Genomic DNA, 17,206 nt, shown 5'->3' with positions numbered 1-17,206 from the left:
GTGACGATCCGCGTAGCGACCTACAACCTGCACGGGTTGCGCGACGACGTTCCCGCGCTGACCAGGGTCATCACCGCCATGCGCGCCGACGTGCTGTGCGTGCAGGAGGCGCCCAGGTTCGTACGCTGGCGGGCCAGGCGCCGGGCCCTGGCCGTCGCGTCGGGGCTGCGGCCGGCCACCCCGGGCAGGCTCGGGGGCGTCGCCGTGTTCACCGGGCCCCGCGTCAGCGTGCTGCACGCCGAGAGCCACGCGCTGCGCGCCTTCTTCGGGCTGGAGCGGCGCGGGCTGGCGGTCGCCGTGGTGGAGGCGGAGGGGACCCGGCTGGCCGTCGGCTCGCTCCACCTCGACCTCAACGACCCGGCCAGGGTGCACCACGCGGCGGAGGCCGTGGCGCTGGTGGAACGCGCGGCCACCCGGCTGGACGCGACGGTGGTGCTCGGCGGCGACATCAACGAGCGGGACCGCCAGCCCGCCTGGCGTTATCTCGCCGGGCGGCTGGCCGACTGTTACGCGGTGGCGCCCAGGGGCGACGGCCTGACCTTCCCCGCGCGGCGGCCGTCCGCGCGCATCGACGGGGTGTTCGCCGCGCGCGACGCGCGTGTCGTCTCCTGCGGGGGAGTGGACGCCCCGCCGGCCGATCTGGGCGCTGCCTCCGACCATCTGCCGGTCATCGCAGAGTTGCGAGTTGGGCTGTAACGGGCAAGAGGGGCTCGCGAGCCCGTAGCATTCAATCATGACCCGTCGCTCTCAGCGGCGTGCGCTCTCTTTGATCTTGGCGACGTCCGTGGCCTTGACACAGGCCTCGCCCGCCGCGCATGCCGATCCCCGTCCTGCCACGATCGAGGCGTGGCAGCACTCGACCAGCGTGCGCCTCCAGGCCGACGGCTCGCTCTCCGACGTGCTCGCGATCTCGGCCGACGACGTGTGGGCCGTGGGCCAGCAGGAGATCTGGGACGTCTGGAAGAACCGCGGGGCCATCCGTCACTGGAACGGCAAGAGCTGGGCGGAGGTGCCCGTGCGCGACGCCACGGCCGCGGGAAACCTGCGCGGCCTGGCCGCCGTGTCGGCGTCCGACGTGTGGACGGTCGGCGACGGCCACGACGGGCTGCCCTATCTGGCGCACGGCGACGCGACGGGGTTCGACCGGGTCAGGCCGCAGGGCCTGCGGGCGGGCGACTGGCTGGGCGGCATCGACGCCAGGTCGGGGCGGATCGTCGCGGTCGGCAGCCGCGAGAAGAACGGGCTCATCCTCACCGGCCACGGAGCCTCCTGGACCGTCCACGAGACCAAGGAGAAGGGCGCGCTCTACGCGGTGGCGGACGGGTTCGCCGTCGGCGACACCGGCACCGAGCCGCTGATCGTGCACCGGTCAGGCAACTCGTGGAAGTCCATGCCGGTGCCCTCGATCCGCGGCGGCTACCTGCGTGACGTGCACGTCGACAGCTCCAAGCGGGCGGTGGCCGTCGGCGGCGTCTACCACGGTCCCGGCGACATCAGCCCGCTCGTGCTGACCTGGAACGGCAAGCGCTGGCGCGAGCAGCGGCTGCCCCGCTCCGAGGCCCGTCTCTACGGCGTGACGGGCGACGGCAAGGGCCGCCACTGGATGGCCGGCTACGACCCGTCGCGGGCGGGGGAGCCGTTCATGATGCGCTGCGAGAAGGGCGACTGCGAGATCATCCGTGGCCGCGCCAAGCACGGCAGGAGCAGCGTGCGCCTGCAGGCGGTGGCCTATCTCGCGGGCAAGGGCGCGGTCTGGGCGGTCGGCCACGCGGTCGACACCGCCGACCGCTACACCGACGTGGTGGAGGCGTTCGCGCCGAAGACCACCACGTCGAAGTCGTAGGGCCGGGGCCTCACAACACGGCGCCGTCGTCCCAGCCCGAGTCGTTGGACGGCGGGCCGTCGCCCATGCGCACCACCAGCGCCACGAACCCGCCGATGAACGCCGCCACCGCCGTGAACAGCGCCCACCCCTCCATGTGCCAGTTGGCCATCGCGGCGACCAGGAGGTAGGCGGGGCCGCCGAACAGCGCCACCCACGCCAGCTTGGTCGGCAGATCGAGTTTGGGCAGGGGAGGCGGCGGGGGCGGCACGAAGTGACCCTCGTCCTCCTCGTCGCCGTCGTCACGCGGTTCCGGGTCGCCTTCGGGCTCGTCCGGCCCGCCGGGCCCGGCCGAGGGCTCCTCGGAGGGCTTGACCACCCTGCGGGTGGGTTCGGCGGGGACGTTTTCGCTGTCCGGCCAGGGCTGGTCGGCCGAGTCGCGCTCGGCGGTGTCGTTGAAGGACGCGACGATCTGCCGCCAGACCTCGTCCTCGTCACTCTGGGGCGTCACCTAGATGGGCCTCTCCACAGCGATCGCGACTTCCCCCTGGGTGCGATCAGTCCCTCTGCAAGGGTACCGAGGCATGTGTCCGGATGAAGCCGAGGCTCCCGGCAAAGATCCTGTCGGCATCGTTGTCCAGCGTCGCAACATGGTAGCTATCGGTAAGCTCCTCGATCGTGGCCTGCGGCACCTTCTCACGGATGATCGCCACACTCGCCGGCTTCACCACGTGGTCATCGGCACTGCGGAAGACCAAAAGCGGTTGTGTCACCTTCGCCAGGTCGGCCTGCACCAGCGACCACAGTTCCGGCAGCGAGGCGGCCGCCTTCACCGGGGTGCGGGCGTAGGCCAGCTCGGTCACGCCGGGCTTCTTGACGTCGCCCGCGACGCCGGGCACCGACGGCACGAACCATTTCAGCAGCGGGGCCAGCCTCATCAGGGGCACGTCGTTCGCGATCGACGGGTTGACCACGATCACGCCCCTGATCGCCGGGCCGTGCACCTCGGCCAGCCGCAGCGCCAGGCAGCCCCCGAGCGACAGCCCTGCCACGAACACCTCCGTGCAGCGGCCCTGAAGGATCTCGAACGCCTTCTCCACCTCGGCGTACCAGTCCTCCCAGCGCGTACGGTTCATCTCCTGCCACCGGGTGCCGTGCCCGGGCTGGCGGGGCAGTGAGACGCTCACCCCGTGCCCGGCCAGGAACTCGCCCCACGGTCGCAGCGACTGGGGCGTGCTGGTGAACCCATGACACAGCAGCACCCCGACCTGTCCTGCTTCGTGGTGGTAGGGCTCCGCGCCTGGCATGAGCGGCATAACAGCTCCTCTGTGCTGTTTCATTCCAGCAATTCATCCCGGAACGGCCCGATCGTCGCACGTTCTAGGGTGTTTGTGCGAGAGGTGGTGTAGGAGCATCCCCCGCGGGATGGGAAGATGACTCTGATCGCCGACAACACGCTGAGGAAGAGGTGCCGGGGTGTTCTACTGGGTGGTCAAGGCCATCTTGGGGCCGATCCTCCACCTTGTCTTCAGGCCATGGACCGAAGGCGCGGACAACGTGCCCAGGCAGGGGCCGGCGATCCTGGCCGGCAACCACCTGTCGTTCGCCGACCACTTCTTCGGGCCGCTGCAGATCCGCCGCAAGGTCATCTCCCTGGGCAAGGCCGACTACTTCACCGGGCGTGGCGTGAAGGGCTTCTTCACCCGCCTGTTCTTCAGCGGCGTCGGCACCGTGCCGATCGACCGCTCCGGCGGCAAGGCCAGCGAGGCCGCGCTGCGCACCGGGCTGCGCATCCTGCGCGAGGGCCACATCCTGGGCATCTATCCCGAGGGCACCCGCTCGCCCGACGGCCGCCTCTACAAAGGCAAGACCGGCGTGGCCCGGCTCGCGCTGGAGTCCCGGGTGCCGGTCATTCCCTGGGCCATGATCAACACGTACGAGATGATGCCGCCCGGGCGGCCGCTGCCCAAGCTCGGCATCCGGCCGGGCGTCAGGTTCGGCAAGCCGCTCGACTTCTCCCGCTATTACGGGATGGAGGATGATCGGCTGGTGTTGCGCGCGGTGACCGACGAGATCATGTACGCGCTGATGGAGCTGTCGGAGCAGGAATACGTCGACAAGTACGCCGCCAGCGCCCGCGTCGAGATGGAGCGGGCCGCGCGCGCCGCCGCGGGGAAGAGCTAGAGCGGCAGAATGGTCGCTCGGCGTGACGGCATGCTAGCTTAGAGTGACATCGGATGGTGATGCTCACGCATGACCGTCCTCCTGTCATGGGCCTGCGCGTGCCTCCGGGCATGCCGAAGCCACGTCACCTCTCAGCGGGACGACCGTAAGGCCCGTTCCGTCTTCCGCATGGCGGTCGTCATCGTATGCAGCTCTTCACGGCTGAGCCGGTCGATCAGATAGGCGCGCACCACCTCCACGTGGCCGGGCGCCACCCGTTCCAGGCAGTGCATGCCCGCGTCGGTGAGCACCGCCAGCACCCCGCGCTCGTCCGAGGGGCAGTGCGCCCGCTCCACCAGGCCGGCCTTCTCCAGCTGGGTGATCTGATACGTCAGCGCGCTCTTCGACGCCACGACGTCTCTGGCCAGCTCCGTCATGCGCATCTGGCGGTCGGGGGCGGCGGAGAGGTGCACGAGGATCTCATACTGCGGGTGCGTCAGCCCCGCCGCGGCCTTGAGCTGCTCCTCGATGCGGCGCTCCAGCAGGTGAAAGGTGGACACGAAGGCATGCCACGCCGCCATCTCCGTCGCGTCCAGCCATCGGGGGTCCATCACCGCCTCAGTGTAGGCGCAGGCCGTGCCGCCCCTGCGAAGAGGTCCTTGACTCGGCGGCCTGACTTCTTGTTCGGCTTTGAACATCACGGTTAGAGTTGTCGTTCAAAACTGAACGACAATCAAGGAGGTCGCATGATCGAACAGGCGCGCCCCATCGTCCTGCTGCTCGCGAGGATCGCCGTCGGCGTGATCTTCATCGTCCACGGTTACCAGAAGTTCGCGACGATGGGCATCGCGGGCACCACCAAGTTCTTCGAGTCCGTCGGCATCCCGCTGGCCGGGGTGGCCGCCCCCGCGGTGGCCACGCTGGAGGTCGTGGGCGGGCTCGCGCTCGTCGCCGGCGCCGCGCTGCCGATCGTGGGCTCGCTGCTGGCGCTCACCATGGTGGGCGCGATCGTCTTCGTGCACGGCGCGAACGGCTTCGCCGCCGGCGAGGGCGGCTACGAGTTCGTGCTGGCCCTCGCGGCGGCCAGCCTGGCCATCGGCTTCAGCGGCGGCGGCGCGTTCGCGCTCGACCGCGTGCTGGGCCGCCGCGGGGGTGCGGCCACGGTCGCCGTCTAGCGCCACGGCGGGCGCTCAGGACAGGTGCGCGCGGATCTGCCGGACGTGCTCGGGAGTCGTCCGGCAGCAACCTCCGATCAGCGACGCACCCGCCCGCTGCCACTCCTTGGCGGCCTGGCCGTACTCGATCGGGTCGGCCAGGCCCACCCAGCGGCGACCGGCCGGGTCCCACGACTCGCCCGAGTTGGGATAGACCACCACGGGCAGCGCGCCCGACAGGCACGAGATCAGCCCGGGGATGTGGCGCGGCGCGGTGCAGTTGGCGCCGACGGCCACCACCTGCGAACGCCCGGCGAACAGCGCGGCGGCCTCCTTGATCGGTGTTCCGTCGTGGAGATGCTCGCTGTCCCTGCAGGAGAAGCTCACCCACGCCTTGACCTCCGGCGTGTGGCTCAGCAGCCGGGCCAGCGCCCGCGCCTCAGGACGGGACGGGATCGTCTCGCAGGCCAGCAGGTCGGCTCCCGCCCCGGCGAGGATCTCCCAGCGCGGCAGGTGCCAGGCGAACAGGCCGTCCTCGTCGAGGTCGTAGTCGCCGGTGTATTCCGCCCCGTTGGCCAGGTAGGCGCCGTAGGGGCCGATCGACGCCGCCACCAGCCCGCCGCCGGCCTCGTCGCGGGCCTGTCCCGCCAGCTCGACCGACAGCCTGAGCAGCCGCCCGGCCTGCGCCACGTCGAGCCCGCGCCGGACGAAGCCCGGGATCGTGGCCTGGTAGCTGGCGGTCGTGGCCACGTCGGCGCCCGCCGCGAAATAGCCGGCGTGCGCCTGCCGGATCAGCTCCGGCTCCTCCAGCAGCAGCCGCGCCGACCACAACGCGTCGCGCAGATCCGCGCCGAGCCGTTCGAGCTGGGTCGACAGGCCGCCGTCCAGGACAAGTGTCGTCACCTCTTCAGGGTATGAGCAGCCGGACGGCCTCCGGACGACGCGGACGCTCCGCCGGGACTCAGGACGCCGGGATCGGGACGGCGGCCAGGCGGGAGAGGGCCAGACGATCCAGCACGACCACCTCGCCGGTGGAGATCTCGACCCATCCCCGGCGCTCGAACCCGCGCAGCGCACGGTTGACGCTCACCCGGGTCGCGCCGATCTCGGCCCCCAAGCCCGCCTGGCCGCCGTGGAGCGGCACCCGGCCGCCGGCGCAGCGGCGTACCAGCCAGGCCGCCACGCGCGCCGGCACGTCGCGCACCGCCGCGTCGGTGAGCCGCTCGTCGAGATCGCGCACGGTCGCGGCCAGCGTGCGCAGCAGCCGCGCCGCGACCTCCGGTTCGCCGGCGACCAGCTCCAGCACGGCGGAGCGCGGGACGTACGCGACCTCCACCGCCGTCAGGGCCGTGCGCGTCGCCCGGTGCGGCCCGTCCACGAGCAGGGCCGTCTTGTCGAACGCGACCGGCGCCGCCTCCACGGCGAGAACCACCTCCCGGCCCTCCGCGCTCACCCGCCCGGCCTTGACCCGCCCGTCGAGCAGCACGATCAGATGGTCTGCGGGATCGCCCTCGGAGCACAGCACCTGCCCCGCCGGATAGCGCCTGCGCCGCGCCGCCAGACCGCGCAGCCGTTCCTCTCCCAGCCGGGCGAACATCGGCAGGTCGGCCAGCGTGTACGTCATGTATCCCGATATACACCATCGCCGTGCCCCACGATGCTGAGCCGAAGGAGGGTGCGGGCCTAGCGTGCGGGGCATGGCGAGATACGTACTGAACCTGGCTTTCGACGGCGACCCGCGGCGGCTCGCCGCCCGGCCCGCGCACCGGGAGCACCTGCGCGGGCTCAAGGAGGAGGGCCGGCTGGTGACCGCCGGGCCGTGGGCGGACGACACCGGGGCGCTGCACGTCTACGAGGTGCCCGGGGAGGAGGACCTGCGGGAGATCCTCCTCCGGGACCCGTACACGGCGGCCGGCGGCTACGAGGTCGTCCTGCTGAAGGAGTGGACGCCGATCATGTGACCGCCCCGGTGACCCCGGAAACTAGGTGCGCTTCCAGAACGGGCCGCGACCCTCGCGAGGCTCACCCGTGGCCCCCGGCCCCGAGGAGTGGCCGACGAGCGCGGTGAGGACGGCGACGGCGCGGTCGTGCAGCGCCTGCGCGTCCGCGCCCGGCCGCTCGGCCGCCTCCAGCTCGCGGGCCAGCGCCGCCAGTTCCTCGTTTCCCCCGAGGTAGGCGGCGAGCGCGGCCAGCCGCGAGCCCAGGTCGGCCAGGTAGAGCAGGTCGGGCGCGGGAAGCGCCGTCAGCCTGCCGAGTTCGGCCACCAGCTGAGGCCGTACCGATGCCACCGGGTCCGCGTGCCGGGGGCCGGACCTCCGGGAGCGGGCAATGCCGCGAGGCGAGCCCGGCCGCGCGGGCGCTCCCGGCGCCGGAAGCGGGCCGGCGGCGCCGGCATCGCCGAGCAGCCCCTGCTCCGCTCCCGGGGCGAAGCCCTGAGGCTGCCGCATGTGTACGGCGGCCGCCGGCGCGGCGGCCATCATCGTGTGCCCGAAGGCGCCCATCGGCGCCGCGCTCCGCGGCATCTCCCATCCGCTGGGCGGCTCGACCGGCTGGATGACGCGGTGCTCGGGGCCGCCGTCGGCGACCTGCCTGGTGTCGATCGCCACGTACGCGGTGAAGCGGCAGAGCACACCGTTGTCGAGGGACGTGCGCACGATCCTGGACTCAAGGTCGTGCTCGCCCATGGCGTACCGGTCCTCCAGCTCCCGCAGGTGCGTGCGGGCCCAGACGGCGCGGATGGCCGGATGGTCCACCGTCACGCCCGGGACCTGCTGCTCCCACGGCCCGTCGGCCGCCATGCCGTGCACGGTCAGCGCGGAGCCCTCGCGATAGCGCCCGAACACCCGCAGGGGCACGCCGGGGAAGATCGAGCCGAGATGGGTGACCGTGTCCGGCTCCAGGTCGAGGCCCTTGACCGACAGGTCGGTGACCAGGGGGGCGCCGATCCTGCGGTGGATCTGCTCCATGGCGGCGTCGAGCCGGTCCTCCGACTCGACCAGCTCGCACCTCCCCGCGCCCAGCCCGGCCAGCCGGCCGAGGAACCCGGCGTTCACGGCCCTGTCGATGCCGACGGTGTGCACGCGCATGGCCGACAGCGCCCCGCCGGCCCGCTCCAGGATCTGGTCCTCGTTGCCCACCTGGCCGTCGGTGACCAGCACGACGACGCGTTCGCGCCCGGACGTGGCGCCCAGGAGGGCGACGGCCCGGAGCAGCGGCTCCAGCAGCTCGGTGCCGCCTCGGGCGTCGACCCGCGCGAGATGCTCGACGGCGCGGTAACGGTTGCGGTCGGACGCCTCCACCAGACCCTCGAACGCCTGCTCCACCACGGAGTCGAAGGTCAGCACCGCGAACCTGTCCTGGGGCGTCAGCGTGTCCACGATGCGCGCGGCGGCCCGGCGGGCGCACACCATCTTCCAGCCGCCCATGCTGCCGGAGCGATCGAGCAGCAGCACCACGTCGCGGGGCGCGCGCGTGGCCTGCAGCGGCGGCGGCACGACGGTCAGCGCGAACGTGCCCTCGCCGTCGAGCTGCAACGACGTGGACGCGTCGAACGACATGCGCAGGACGAAGTCGCGGTCGAGCCGCTCTCCAGGGCGCAGGCGAACCGTGTGGCCCTCCTCCTCGACCACGTGCAGGCTGGAGGCCAGCTCGCGCAGCTCCAGGCCCGCGGCGTCCACGCGCGCGCTGAGCGAGAGCCGTACCGGGTCGGGGAAGCCGGGCAGCAGGACGGGAGGGCTGATCCTGGACGCGTCCGGGACGGCGTCGGTGTCGGGCGCGGCGCCGTCGCCGGCGGGCCGCCCGTCGATGGGCGTGCCCGGGATGTAGCGCGGCGCGACGACCAGCGGGAACCTGAACGTGGCCGCGCCGTCCTCGTACGGCAGGGGCTGGCTCATGGTCAGCCGGACCGAGACGCGCTCGCCGGGCAGGACGTTGCCCACCCTGATCGTGAAGACGTCCGGCCGGTCCTCTTCGGCGATCGCCGCCCGCCTGCCCTCGCGCAGCGCCTGGTCGTAGTCGGCCCTGGCCTGGCCGCGCTCCTTCAGCACGCCCTCGATGACCCGGTCGTCGGCCTCCATCCTGAACCCCGTCACGGCGGCCCGGTCGGGCAGCGGGAAGACGTACGTCGCCTCCAGGGTGACGTCGAACGGGTTCCTGAACCCCTGGGTGACCTCCACCCCGGCGATGAGCCCCGAGATGCCGGCGGCCACGTCCACGCTTTCGAGCGGCAGGTTGCCGCGTTCGGTCCGCAGGGCGCCGAACCCGGCGTCCGGCACCGGCAGGCACCGTGCGGGCTCCAGCGAAGTGATCCTCATATCAGTTGCCTCTCTTCGAGCACCGCGAGCAGCGGCCCGGCCGCCGCCAGCACCGCCTGAACGTCCTCATCGGACGGCGCCCGGCCGGCGTCCAGCACCAGCCGCACCCCGTCGCCCAGCACGACCCCTCCCACCAGGGCACCCGCTCGGCGCCCGGTCCTCCCCGCACGCGCCTCAGGACCGGGCCGGGGGCCGACCGCCGGCGGCCCCGTGTCCCGTGCGGCTCCCGTACCCGGGTGCTCGGCCCAGAACCGTCCGCGCGCCCGGTCGTCCGGCGCGTCTCCGGACCCGGCGGTGTCGCCGAGCCTAGGGGTGTCCCCGAGCGCGGTGCCGGTGTCGAGCGCGGCGGTCGTCTCCAGCATCCGGTCCGTCGCGCCCGCGAGGGCGGCCTGGATCTCGGCGATCGACCGGCCCGCCGCCTGCAGCCGTTTGACGGCCACGATCTGGAGCAGGTGGCGCCGTCCGTACCGGGCGATCCTGCCGCGCCTGGTGAGGGGCGGGTCCACGAGGCCGATGGTCGTATACCACCTGATCAGCCGCTCGCCGGGCACGTCGCGGACCCGGCCGTTGATCCTGCCGTTCCCGGAAGGCGCCGCGCCGTCGCGCAGTGCTCGCGCCGCGCGGTCGGCCAGCTCGCCGATGGTCCAGGTGTCGCTCATACCTTCACAGTGACACTGTCACTATTACACTGTCAAGCCATGGCGCACCGGAAGAACGCGGGCCTGAGAGTCGTTAGTAAAAGGGACAGTCCGACCGAATAGGGAGGAATGACGACATGGCCACGATCACCGGTCCACTCTCGGGTGATGCCAGGAACACCGTCGCGGAAGCCCTGCAGGGCGCTCTGGTCGACCTGGTCGACCTTTCGCTGGTCGCCAAACAGGCCCACTGGAACCTCGTCGGCGCACACTTCCGCCCGATCCACCGGCAGCTCGACAAGGTCACCGACCTGGCCAGGAAGCACATGGACCTCATCGCCGAGCGCAGCGTCGCCCTGGGGGTCAACCCGGACGGCCGTTCCGCCACGGTCGCCAGGAACACGAAGCTCCCTCAGCCGGATGGCGGCTGGCTGGAGGACGGCAAGGTCGTGGCGAGGATCACCGAGACGCTCGACGGCATCAGCAAGCGGATGTACGAGCGCATCCGGGTCACCGACGAGCCCGATCCCGTCACCCAGGACCTGCTCATCGCCGTGGCGCAGGACATCGACAAGCAACACTGGATGTTCCAGGCCCAGCGCTGACCGACCCCGAGGAGTCCGGGATCCGCAGGGCGGAGCACCCGGGCTCTTCGTCTGCCCTGAGCGGCGCACACGGCCCGCGAGACGGTCGCGAGACGGCCGCCGGGATGGGCCGCCGCGCGGAGGCCGGGTGCCGGCGCGCGTTTCGAGCCTGAAGGCGGCCCGGGCATCGCGGGTTGCCGGCCGCTCAGGGTCTCCCGCATGATCAAGTTCTGGGGCCGTGAGGTTTGCGCAGAGTTTGGTCTGCCGAGTCTCTGCCATTCATGTCCGTGCGGTCGACTAGCGTGGCACCTAGAGGGAGGCCCCACGATGTCCCACAAGACTCTCCTCCGCACGGGCCCGCTCGTGCCGGGCGGCCCCAGCCCGTACGGCCCGCTCCGCCTGCCGGGCGAGCACGGCCTCGCCCTGCCCTCTGGGTTCCATGGCAGGGAGGTGGCCCGCTCCGGGCACAAGGTGGCCGGGCTGACCTGGCACGCGGCGCCCGACGGTGGCGCCTGCTTCCCTGACGGCGCGGGCTGGATCTACGTGTCCAACTCCGAGTTGCCGCTGCTCGGCGGCGCGTCGGCGCTGCGCTTCCGCGCCGACGGCAGCGTGGCCGACGCCTACCGCATCCTGTCGGGCACCGATCTCAACTGCGCGGGCGGCGCCACACCGTGGCACACCTGGTTGTCGTGCGAGCTCGGCCACCGCGGCCGCGTCTTCGAATGCGATCCGTACGGCTCGCGCGCCGCCCGTCCCCGCCTGGCCATGGGCCGGTTCAAGCATGAGGCCGCCGCCTGCGACCCGCAGCGGCGGGTGGTCTACATGACCGAGGACGAGCCGGACGGCTGCTTCTACCGGTTCATACCCGGCGACTGGGGTGACCTGACGGAGGGGGCGCTGGAGGTCCTCTGCGCCTCGGGCCGCTGGCAGGCGGTGCCCTCGCCGGCGGCGCTCTTCCAGGAGGCCCGCCACCAGGTGGAGGACGCCCGCCACTTCGACGGCGGTGACGGCTGCCACTACGCGGGCGGGGTGTGCTACTTCACCACCAAGGGCGACTCGGGCCTGTGGGCCTACGATGCGCAGACCTCGACGCTCGACCGGTTGTGCTCGGGCGTGCGCGCCATCACGGCGGCGCCCTCGGGCGACCTCTACGTGGCCAGGGAGACCACGCAGATCGACGTCATCGCCCCCGACCGGGCGGTCACGCCGTTCCTGCGGCTGGAGGGGCACGACGGCGCCGAGCTGACAGGGCTGGCGTTCTCCCCGGACGGCGAACGGCTCTACTTCTCGGCGCGGCGGGGCCGCGCCGAGGGTCACACGTTCGAGGTGACGGGCCGCTTCCGCGCCTGAGCTTCTCCGGCCTGAGCTTCGCGCTCCCCGATCGTCCCGGGCCCGATCGTCCCGGGCCCGTGCTTACCTGCGAGCCTGCCCGATGACCCTGCCGGTCAGCTCAGATAGCGCACGAGCGCGAACTTCAGCTCGTCCACCAGCTCGGCGCCGCGCTCGGGCGACGCCGAAGTGATCATCGGCATCACCGCCTTCACCATGGCCAGCGCCATGCTGCCCACGAGCAGGGAGCGTTCCTCAGAAAGGCCGGGTGAGCGGCGGCGGAGCATGGAGGCGATGTGCCGGGCGATGTCGTCGTGCAGCCGTCCGGCCGCCTCGGCCAGGCGATCGCCCGTCGCCGTCCCGTACAACAACGACCAGTAGGCCGGCGAGCGGCTCTTGAACCGCACGCTCTCGTCCACCAACTGCCCGACCAGCACGTCCAGGGGAACGTCGGGCGTGACGGCGGCCAGCCGTCCGGCCCAGAACTCCTGCCGGTCGTCGGTGTAGCGGGTCACCAGCCCGTCCAGGATCTCCTCCTTGTTGCGGAAGAACTGGTACAGCGACCCGGGTGACATCCCCGCCCGCGCGGCGACCTGGTTCGTGGTCAGCTCGGGATAGCCCACCTCGGCGATGACCTGTTCGGCCGCGTCGAGGATCTCCGCCATGCGCTTCAGGCCGCGCGCCTGCCGGCGGACCGTGCGTTCAGCCATGCGTCTCCTCATTGACAAACACGAGCTTTTGCTTGTATTTCTGGTGCGAACCGTAAACACGAGTAGTTTACCGAGTTTTGAGGAGACGCCATGAGTACCGTGCTCGTCATCGAGCCCGGCCCCCTGAGGACGCCCGCCGAGGTGCCGGCATGGCGGTGAACGCGCGGCCCCGGGCCGCCGGAGCGAGCGTCGCGGACCCGGCGCTGCGCAGGCTCGGGTTCCTCCTCGTCCGGCGCCGCCGGCTCGTGCTCGCGCTCGCCCTGGTCGTGTCCGTCGTCGCCGCGGTGCTCGCGGCGGGCACGGTGTCGCGGCTGTCCCTGTCCAGGTTCGAGGCGCCGGGATCGGAGTCCGACCGCGCCCAGAGCGAGCTGGTCGCGCGGTTCGGCACGGGCAGCCCGGACATGATCTTCCTGGTGACCGCCAAACGCGGCACCGTGGACGATCCCGCCGTCGTCGCGGCGGGCAGGGAGCTGACCGCCCGGATCGGGCGCGAGGAGGGCGTCGCCGAGGCCGCCTCCTACTGGACCCGCGACCGGCCCGCCACCCTGCGCAGCGGCGACGGCAGGCACGCGCTGATCCTGGTGCGCATCCCGGGTGACGCCGACCATGTGCGGGCCGGGGTCCTGCCCGGGCTCGTGCCCGAGATCACCGAGGGCAGCGACCTGCTCCAGGTGCGGGCCGGGGGAGGGGAGGAGGTGTTCAGGGAGACGGTGCCCCTGGCCAGGCAGGACTTCGTCCGCGCCGAGCTGGTGATCTTCCCGCTGGCGTTCGTGCTGCTCTGGTTCCACCAGCGGCGCGTGGTGGCGGCCGTGGTGCCGATCCTGGCCGGGGTGTTCGCCATGGTGGTGGGGCTGGCGCTCCTCGGCGGCGCCCTGCTGTTCGCCGAGATCTCGACGTTCGCCCTGAACCTGACCCTGGCCATGGGGCTCGGCCTCGGCATCGACTACTGCCTGTTCGTGACGCAGCGGTTCCGCGAGGAGGCGCGGCGCGGCGCCGACCGGGCGAGCGCGGTCGCCGGCGCCGTGGAGCACGCCGGCAGGACGGTGCTGTTCAGCGGCCTCACCGTGGCCACGTCCCTGGCGGTGCTGCTCGCGCTGCCGTTCGACTTCCTGCGCTCCTTCGCGTACGCGGGCGTCGCCGTCGTGATCGGCGGCCTGGTCGCGGCGGTGCTGGTGCTGCCCGCCGTGCTCGCCACGGCCGGCGGCACGATGCTCCCCGAGCGGGAGGGGCCCGAGCGCGCGGCGGGGTTCTGGCACACGACGGCGCTGCGGGTGATGCGCCGGCCACTGCTGGCCGGCGGGCTGGCCATGGTGGTGCTGCTGGTGCTGGCCTCGCCGTTCCTCGGGCTGCGCTTCGGCGTGGCCGACGACCGCATCCTGCCGCCCGAGGCATCATCGCGGCAGACCCAGGACGTCATCCGCCGGTCCTTCCCGGCGGAGGAGACGGACGCCATCCAGGTCATCTCGAAAGGTACGGCGTCGGGCGACATTTCGGCGTATGCCGCGCGTTTGTCCCGGGTCCCCGGCGTCGCCCAGGTCGACTCGGCGGCGGGCTCCTACACCGCGGGCGGCCGGGTGGGCGACGGCGACCCCGCCAGGTTCGCGGGGCAGGGGACGTGGCTGTCCGTGGTCCCGTCGGCGGAGGCGCTGGCCGGCGACCCCGTCCGCGTCGTCGAGGCCGTACGTTCCGTCGAGCCGCCGTTCGAGGTGCTGCTCGGCGGCTATCCCGCCGAGCTGGCCGACTACCGGTCCTCCGTGGTGGACCGGTTGCCGCTCGTCCTCGCCCTCATGCTGGGCATGACCTTCGTCGTGTTGTTCCTCATGACCAGGAGCGTGATCATTCCCATCAAGGCGACCCTCATGAACGTGCTCAGTCTCGGCGTCATGTTCGGAGCCCTGGTCTGGATCTTCCAGGAGGGCAACCTGTCGAGCCTGCTCGGCTTCACCCCCACCGGCACGCTCGAGGTGAGCATCCCCATCCTCATGCTCTGCGTCGCCTACGGGCTGTCCATGGACTACGAGGTGTTCCTCTTGTCGCGTATCAAGGAGGAGTACGACAGGACGGGAGACACCGAGCACGCCGTGGCCGCGGGCCTGCAGCGGAGCGCCCCCTTGATCACGGCGGCCGGCGGGATCCTGGCGCTGACATTCGCCGCCTACGCCACCGCTCAGGTGTCGTTCGTGCAGATGCTGGGCGTCGGCATGGCGGTGGCCGTGCTGGTGGACGCGACGGTGATCAGGGCGGTGCTGGTGCCGAGCCTGATGCGCCTGGCGGGGCCGCTCAACTGGTGGCCCGCAGGTCGCACGACCACATCTGGTCGGTGACCTCGACGCCGTTCTCCGTGCCCTTCTCCTCCGACTCCAGCTCGAACCCGGCCGCCCGGTAGATGTGCCGCGCGCTCACCAGGCAGTCGCGCGTCCACAGCGTGACGCGCCGGCAGCCCTCCGCCCGCGCGTGCCGCAGGCACTCCTCCACGAGCCGCCGCCCGATGCCTATGCCGCGGGCGGACGGCTCGACCAGCAACATCCGCAGCTTGGCCGTGGCGGCGTCCTGCCGGACGAAGAACACGCACCCGGCCCGCTCACCGCCCACCTCGGCGATCCACCCGGCGTCGCGGGAGAAGTCGAGCTCGCCGACGATCCTGGCGACCAGCTGCTCGAAGCCGGTGCCCCAGCCGTATTCGGCGCTGTAGAGGGCGCCGTGGCGGTGGACGACCCAGCCCAGGTCGCCGGTGCGCGGGGGCCTGATCACGTACGGCTGCCGCTCCCCGGGCGGGCCCAGCAGCCTCCTGATCGTCGCCATGCCGGTGACCAGCCGCTCCTGGTCGGGCTCGGGCAGCGTGGACAGCAGGCGCTCGACCTCCTCGGCCGAGCGCCCGTCGAGCTTGGCGAAGACCTCCGAGCCCGCGGGCGTGAGGCGTACGAGCTGCTTGCGCGCGTCGGAGGCGGAGCGTTCGCGCGCGATCAGCCCGTCGCCCTCGAAGCGGGCCAGCATCCTGCTGAGGTAGCCCGCGTCCAGGTCGAGCAGCCCGCGCAGCTCGCCGGTCTCCATCAGCTCGGCGTGCGCCAGCTCGAACAGCACCCGCACCTCGGTCAGCGAGTACGGCGAGTCGAGCATCCCTGCCTGGAGCGCTCCGATCACCTTCGTATAGAACCTGTTGAAGGCTCTTACCTCAGAAACTCTTGCTTCTGGCAACGAACTCATTGCCATAGTCAACCACAGGAGGATACCCACCGTGAAGCACGTGTACATAGGCGGATACGGCCCGGGCATCGTGACGACAGGCGGCGACCTGACCAGGGTGGCGGCCCCGTCGTTCCTGGCCGCCCATCCCACCCTGCCGGTGCTGTACGCCGTGGGAGAGCTCGAACGCGGCTGGCTCACCGCGTACACCGTGGGGGAGGAGGGCCTCAGCCCGCTCGACGAGCGGCCGAGCGAGGGAGACAGCCCCTGCCACGTCGCCGTGGATCCCACGGGCAGGCTCCTGGCGGCGGCCAACTACGGCGACGGCACGGCCGTCGTCTACCACCTCGACTCCAGGGGCGCGTTCGCGGGCGAGCCGATCGTGCTGCGGCACGAGGGCTCGGGCCCCGACCCTGATCGCCAGGCGGGCCCGCACGCCCACGAGGCCGTCTTCCACGACGGCCTCCTGCACGTCTCCGACCTCGGCACCGACGAGATCCGCCGCTACCGCCCCGACGGAACGCCGCTGGAGCCGATCACGATGGGACCGGGCACCGGTCCGCGCCACTTCGCCTTCACGGGCTCACGCCTGTACGTCGCGGGCGAGCTCGGCGGCACCGTCACCCTCGTCGAGGGCGAGCGGCGCACGTCCGTGCCCGCCTCCGGGCAGGCGGGCGAGAACGCCCCCTCGCACCTGGAGCTCGCCGGCGGCCTGGTCTACGTCGCCAACCGCGGCCCCAACACGATCTCGGTGTTGCGGGACGACCTGTCGGTGGTGGCCGAGGTGCCGTCGGGCGGCGACTGGCCGCGGCACTTCGCCATCGACGGTGACCGCATGTACGTGGCCAACCAGCGCTCCGGCACCGTGAACGTCTTCGCGCTGAAGGACGGCGTCCCCGAGCCGACCGGGCAGGTGTACGACGTGGAGAGCCCGGCCTGCGTGCTGATCACGTGAGGGGCCGACCGGGTTGTGCCCTGCGGAGCAGGCGGGGATGGCTGCGAACGAAGGTCACGATGAAGAGGATCTGGATGCCGCCCTCGACGAGGAGCAGGAGCCCGGAGTCGAGCGCCGCGAGGGCGGATCCTCCGGTGAGGCCCTCCAGCGCTCGCAGCAGCGTGCCGATCACGATGGGTGCGGTGAACAACCCGAACGCGGTCAGCGCGACGGTCGCTCCGCCCACCAGGAAGAGGGATTGAACTCCTCTCCGGCCTGAAGGCCGGAGATTCTCCCGTCACACCGTGGTTAAGCGGCGCGCGGGGGTTGACGCTTCACAGACCGCCTAACGGCGAGGTCTCCACGTCCTGACACC

General features: G+C 71.9%; 19 protein-coding genes. 9 read left to right on the top strand and 10 right to left on the bottom strand.

The genetic code is table 11. The annotated features are described in order from the left end of the window. Complete coding sequence (locus ACZ6SA_RS14340) at positions 1-696, top strand: endonuclease/exonuclease/phosphatase family protein (protein WP_465828236.1); 696 nt, start codon at positions 1-3, stop codon at positions 694-696. A gap of 88 nt (positions 697-784) precedes the next feature. Beyond that, positions 785-1,843: a hypothetical protein gene (locus tag ACZ6SA_RS14335; protein WP_443151830.1), complete on the top strand. Its 1,059-nt coding sequence runs from the start codon at positions 785-787 to the stop codon at positions 1,841-1,843. A gap of 10 nt (positions 1,844-1,853) precedes the next feature. Here the strand turns inward: ACZ6SA_RS14335 and ACZ6SA_RS14330 are convergent, their stop codons facing one another. After that, a complete protein-coding gene (locus tag ACZ6SA_RS14330; RefSeq protein WP_465828234.1) occupies positions 1,854-2,333 on the bottom strand; it encodes a hypothetical protein in 480 nt (159 codons plus the stop codon). A 46-nt stretch (positions 2,334-2,379) separates the two neighbouring features. Then, on the bottom strand, positions 2,380-3,138 hold the full coding sequence (locus ACZ6SA_RS14325; protein ID WP_347642643.1) for an alpha/beta hydrolase: 759 nt from the start codon (positions 3,136-3,138) through the stop codon (positions 2,380-2,382). A gap of 160 nt (positions 3,139-3,298) precedes the next feature. On the opposite strand from ACZ6SA_RS14325, the gene ACZ6SA_RS14320 reads away from it, so the two are divergent. Further along, positions 3,299-4,006 (top strand): lysophospholipid acyltransferase family protein, encoded by a 708-nt coding sequence (locus ACZ6SA_RS14320; RefSeq protein ID WP_347620874.1) that lies wholly within the window; start codon positions 3,299-3,301, stop codon positions 4,004-4,006. A gap of 131 nt (positions 4,007-4,137) precedes the next feature. Here the strand turns inward: ACZ6SA_RS14320 and ACZ6SA_RS14315 are convergent, their stop codons facing one another. Then, entirely contained in the window at positions 4,138-4,596 is a 459-nt protein-coding gene (locus ACZ6SA_RS14315; protein WP_347643132.1) for a MarR family winged helix-turn-helix transcriptional regulator, read from the bottom strand. 135 nt (positions 4,597-4,731) lie between these two features. Here ACZ6SA_RS14315 and ACZ6SA_RS14310 point away from each other — a divergent pair, with 135 nt between their 5' ends. Next, positions 4,732-5,160 (top strand): DoxX family protein, encoded by a 429-nt coding sequence (locus ACZ6SA_RS14310; protein ID WP_347642644.1) that lies wholly within the window; start codon positions 4,732-4,734, stop codon positions 5,158-5,160. A 15-nt stretch (positions 5,161-5,175) separates the two neighbouring features. On the opposite strand, the gene mmuM is transcribed toward ACZ6SA_RS14310, so the two are convergent. Continuing rightward, positions 5,176-6,042 (bottom strand): homocysteine S-methyltransferase, encoded by an 867-nt coding sequence (gene mmuM, locus ACZ6SA_RS14305; protein ID WP_347642645.1) that lies wholly within the window; start codon positions 6,040-6,042, stop codon positions 5,176-5,178. Between the two features lie 58 nt (positions 6,043-6,100). Continuing rightward, positions 6,101-6,763 (bottom strand): Crp/Fnr family transcriptional regulator, encoded by a 663-nt coding sequence (locus tag ACZ6SA_RS14300; RefSeq protein WP_465828231.1) that lies wholly within the window; start codon positions 6,761-6,763, stop codon positions 6,101-6,103. A gap of 73 nt (positions 6,764-6,836) precedes the next feature. Between ACZ6SA_RS14300 and ACZ6SA_RS14295 the strand changes: the two genes are divergently transcribed. Next, positions 6,837-7,100: a YciI family protein gene (locus ACZ6SA_RS14295; RefSeq protein WP_347642647.1), complete on the top strand. Its 264-nt coding sequence runs from the start codon at positions 6,837-6,839 to the stop codon at positions 7,098-7,100. Between the two features lie 21 nt (positions 7,101-7,121). Here the strand turns inward: ACZ6SA_RS14295 and ACZ6SA_RS14290 are convergent, their stop codons facing one another. Together ACZ6SA_RS14290 and ACZ6SA_RS14285 are read right to left on the bottom strand one after the other, a co-directional pair. Next, on the bottom strand, positions 7,122-9,452 hold the full coding sequence (locus ACZ6SA_RS14290) for a VIT domain-containing protein (protein WP_465828229.1): 2,331 nt from the start codon (positions 9,450-9,452) through the stop codon (positions 7,122-7,124). Then, positions 9,449-10,111 (bottom strand): helix-turn-helix domain-containing protein, encoded by a 663-nt coding sequence (locus ACZ6SA_RS14285; RefSeq protein WP_465828228.1) that lies wholly within the window; start codon positions 10,109-10,111, stop codon positions 9,449-9,451. Before ACZ6SA_RS14285 ends, ACZ6SA_RS14290 begins: the two co-directional genes overlap by 4 nt. A 116-nt stretch (positions 10,112-10,227) precedes the next feature. On the opposite strand from ACZ6SA_RS14285, the gene ACZ6SA_RS14280 reads away from it, so the two are divergent. Together ACZ6SA_RS14280 and ACZ6SA_RS14275 are read left to right on the top strand one after the other, a co-directional pair. Next, a complete protein-coding gene (locus ACZ6SA_RS14280) occupies positions 10,228-10,695 on the top strand; it encodes a Dps family protein (protein WP_465828226.1) in 468 nt (155 codons plus the stop codon). A gap of 306 nt (positions 10,696-11,001) precedes the next feature. After that, complete coding sequence (locus ACZ6SA_RS14275; RefSeq protein WP_347642651.1) at positions 11,002-12,024, top strand: alkaline phosphatase PhoX; 1,023 nt, start codon at positions 11,002-11,004, stop codon at positions 12,022-12,024. 95 nt (positions 12,025-12,119) lie between these two features. Here ACZ6SA_RS14275 and ACZ6SA_RS14270 read toward each other — a convergent pair whose 3' ends face one another. Next, entirely contained in the window at positions 12,120-12,713 is a 594-nt protein-coding gene (locus ACZ6SA_RS14270; protein WP_443151821.1) for a TetR/AcrR family transcriptional regulator, read from the bottom strand. Between the two features lie 149 nt (positions 12,714-12,862). Between ACZ6SA_RS14270 and ACZ6SA_RS14265 the strand changes: the two genes are divergently transcribed. Beyond that, a complete protein-coding gene (locus ACZ6SA_RS14265) occupies positions 12,863-15,037 on the top strand; it encodes an MMPL family transporter (protein WP_465828223.1) in 2,175 nt (724 codons plus the stop codon). On the opposite strand, the gene ACZ6SA_RS14260 is transcribed toward ACZ6SA_RS14265, so the two are convergent. Continuing rightward, positions 14,994-15,854 (bottom strand): bifunctional helix-turn-helix transcriptional regulator/GNAT family N-acetyltransferase, encoded by an 861-nt coding sequence (locus ACZ6SA_RS14260; protein WP_465828221.1) that lies wholly within the window; start codon positions 15,852-15,854, stop codon positions 14,994-14,996. The two genes, ACZ6SA_RS14265 and ACZ6SA_RS14260, sit on opposite strands and share 44 nt — an antisense overlap. Before the next feature lie 94 nt (positions 15,855-15,948). Between ACZ6SA_RS14260 and ACZ6SA_RS14255 the strand changes: the two genes are divergently transcribed. After that, the gene (locus ACZ6SA_RS14255) at positions 15,949-16,851 is read left to right on the top strand and encodes a lactonase family protein (RefSeq protein ID WP_347642655.1); all 903 of its coding nucleotides are present in this window, start codon (positions 15,949-15,951) and stop codon (positions 16,849-16,851) included. On the opposite strand, the gene ACZ6SA_RS14250 is transcribed toward ACZ6SA_RS14255, so the two are convergent. Next, a complete protein-coding gene (locus ACZ6SA_RS14250; protein WP_465828219.1) occupies positions 16,844-17,077 on the bottom strand; it encodes a hypothetical protein in 234 nt (77 codons plus the stop codon). The genes ACZ6SA_RS14255 and ACZ6SA_RS14250 overlap by 8 nt on opposite strands. Positions 17,078-17,206: the final 129 nt, after the last annotated feature.

Source organism: Nonomuraea sp. NPDC049378 (genome assembly GCF_055586745.1).
The sequence above is the reverse complement of the archived record's forward strand: the minus strand, read 5'-3'. Positions and strand labels throughout refer to the sequence as shown.

What these genes read in the sequence shown, in the direction of transcription:
- ACZ6SA_RS14275 (WP_347642651.1), top strand. Translation starts at nt 11,002, where the DNA reads ATGTCCCACAAGACTCTCCTCCGCACGGGCCCGCTCGTGCCGGGCGGC.
- ACZ6SA_RS14265 (WP_465828223.1), top strand. Translation starts at nt 12,863, where the DNA reads ATGGCGGTGAACGCGCGGCCCCGGGCCGCCGGAGCGAGCGTCGCGGAC.
- ACZ6SA_RS14270 (WP_443151821.1), bottom strand. Translation starts at nt 12,713, where the DNA reads ATGGCTGAACGCACGGTCCGCCGGCAGGCGCGCGGCCTGAAGCGCATG.
- ACZ6SA_RS14285 (WP_465828228.1), bottom strand. Translation starts at nt 10,111, where the DNA reads ATGAGCGACACCTGGACCATCGGCGAGCTGGCCGACCGCGCGGCGCGA.
- ACZ6SA_RS14290 (WP_465828229.1), bottom strand. Translation starts at nt 9,452, where the DNA reads ATGAGGATCACTTCGCTGGAGCCCGCACGGTGCCTGCCGGTGCCGGAC.
- ACZ6SA_RS14280 (WP_465828226.1), top strand. Translation starts at nt 10,228, where the DNA reads ATGGCCACGATCACCGGTCCACTCTCGGGTGATGCCAGGAACACCGTC.
- ACZ6SA_RS14325 (WP_347642643.1), bottom strand. Translation starts at nt 3,138, where the DNA reads ATGCCGCTCATGCCAGGCGCGGAGCCCTACCACCACGAAGCAGGACAG.
- ACZ6SA_RS14300 (WP_465828231.1), bottom strand. Translation starts at nt 6,763, where the DNA reads ATGACGTACACGCTGGCCGACCTGCCGATGTTCGCCCGGCTGGGAGAG.
- ACZ6SA_RS14315 (WP_347643132.1), bottom strand. Translation starts at nt 4,596, where the DNA reads ATGGACCCCCGATGGCTGGACGCGACGGAGATGGCGGCGTGGCATGCC.
- ACZ6SA_RS14295 (WP_347642647.1), top strand. Translation starts at nt 6,837, where the DNA reads ATGGCGAGATACGTACTGAACCTGGCTTTCGACGGCGACCCGCGGCGG.
- ACZ6SA_RS14310 (WP_347642644.1), top strand. Translation starts at nt 4,732, where the DNA reads ATGATCGAACAGGCGCGCCCCATCGTCCTGCTGCTCGCGAGGATCGCC.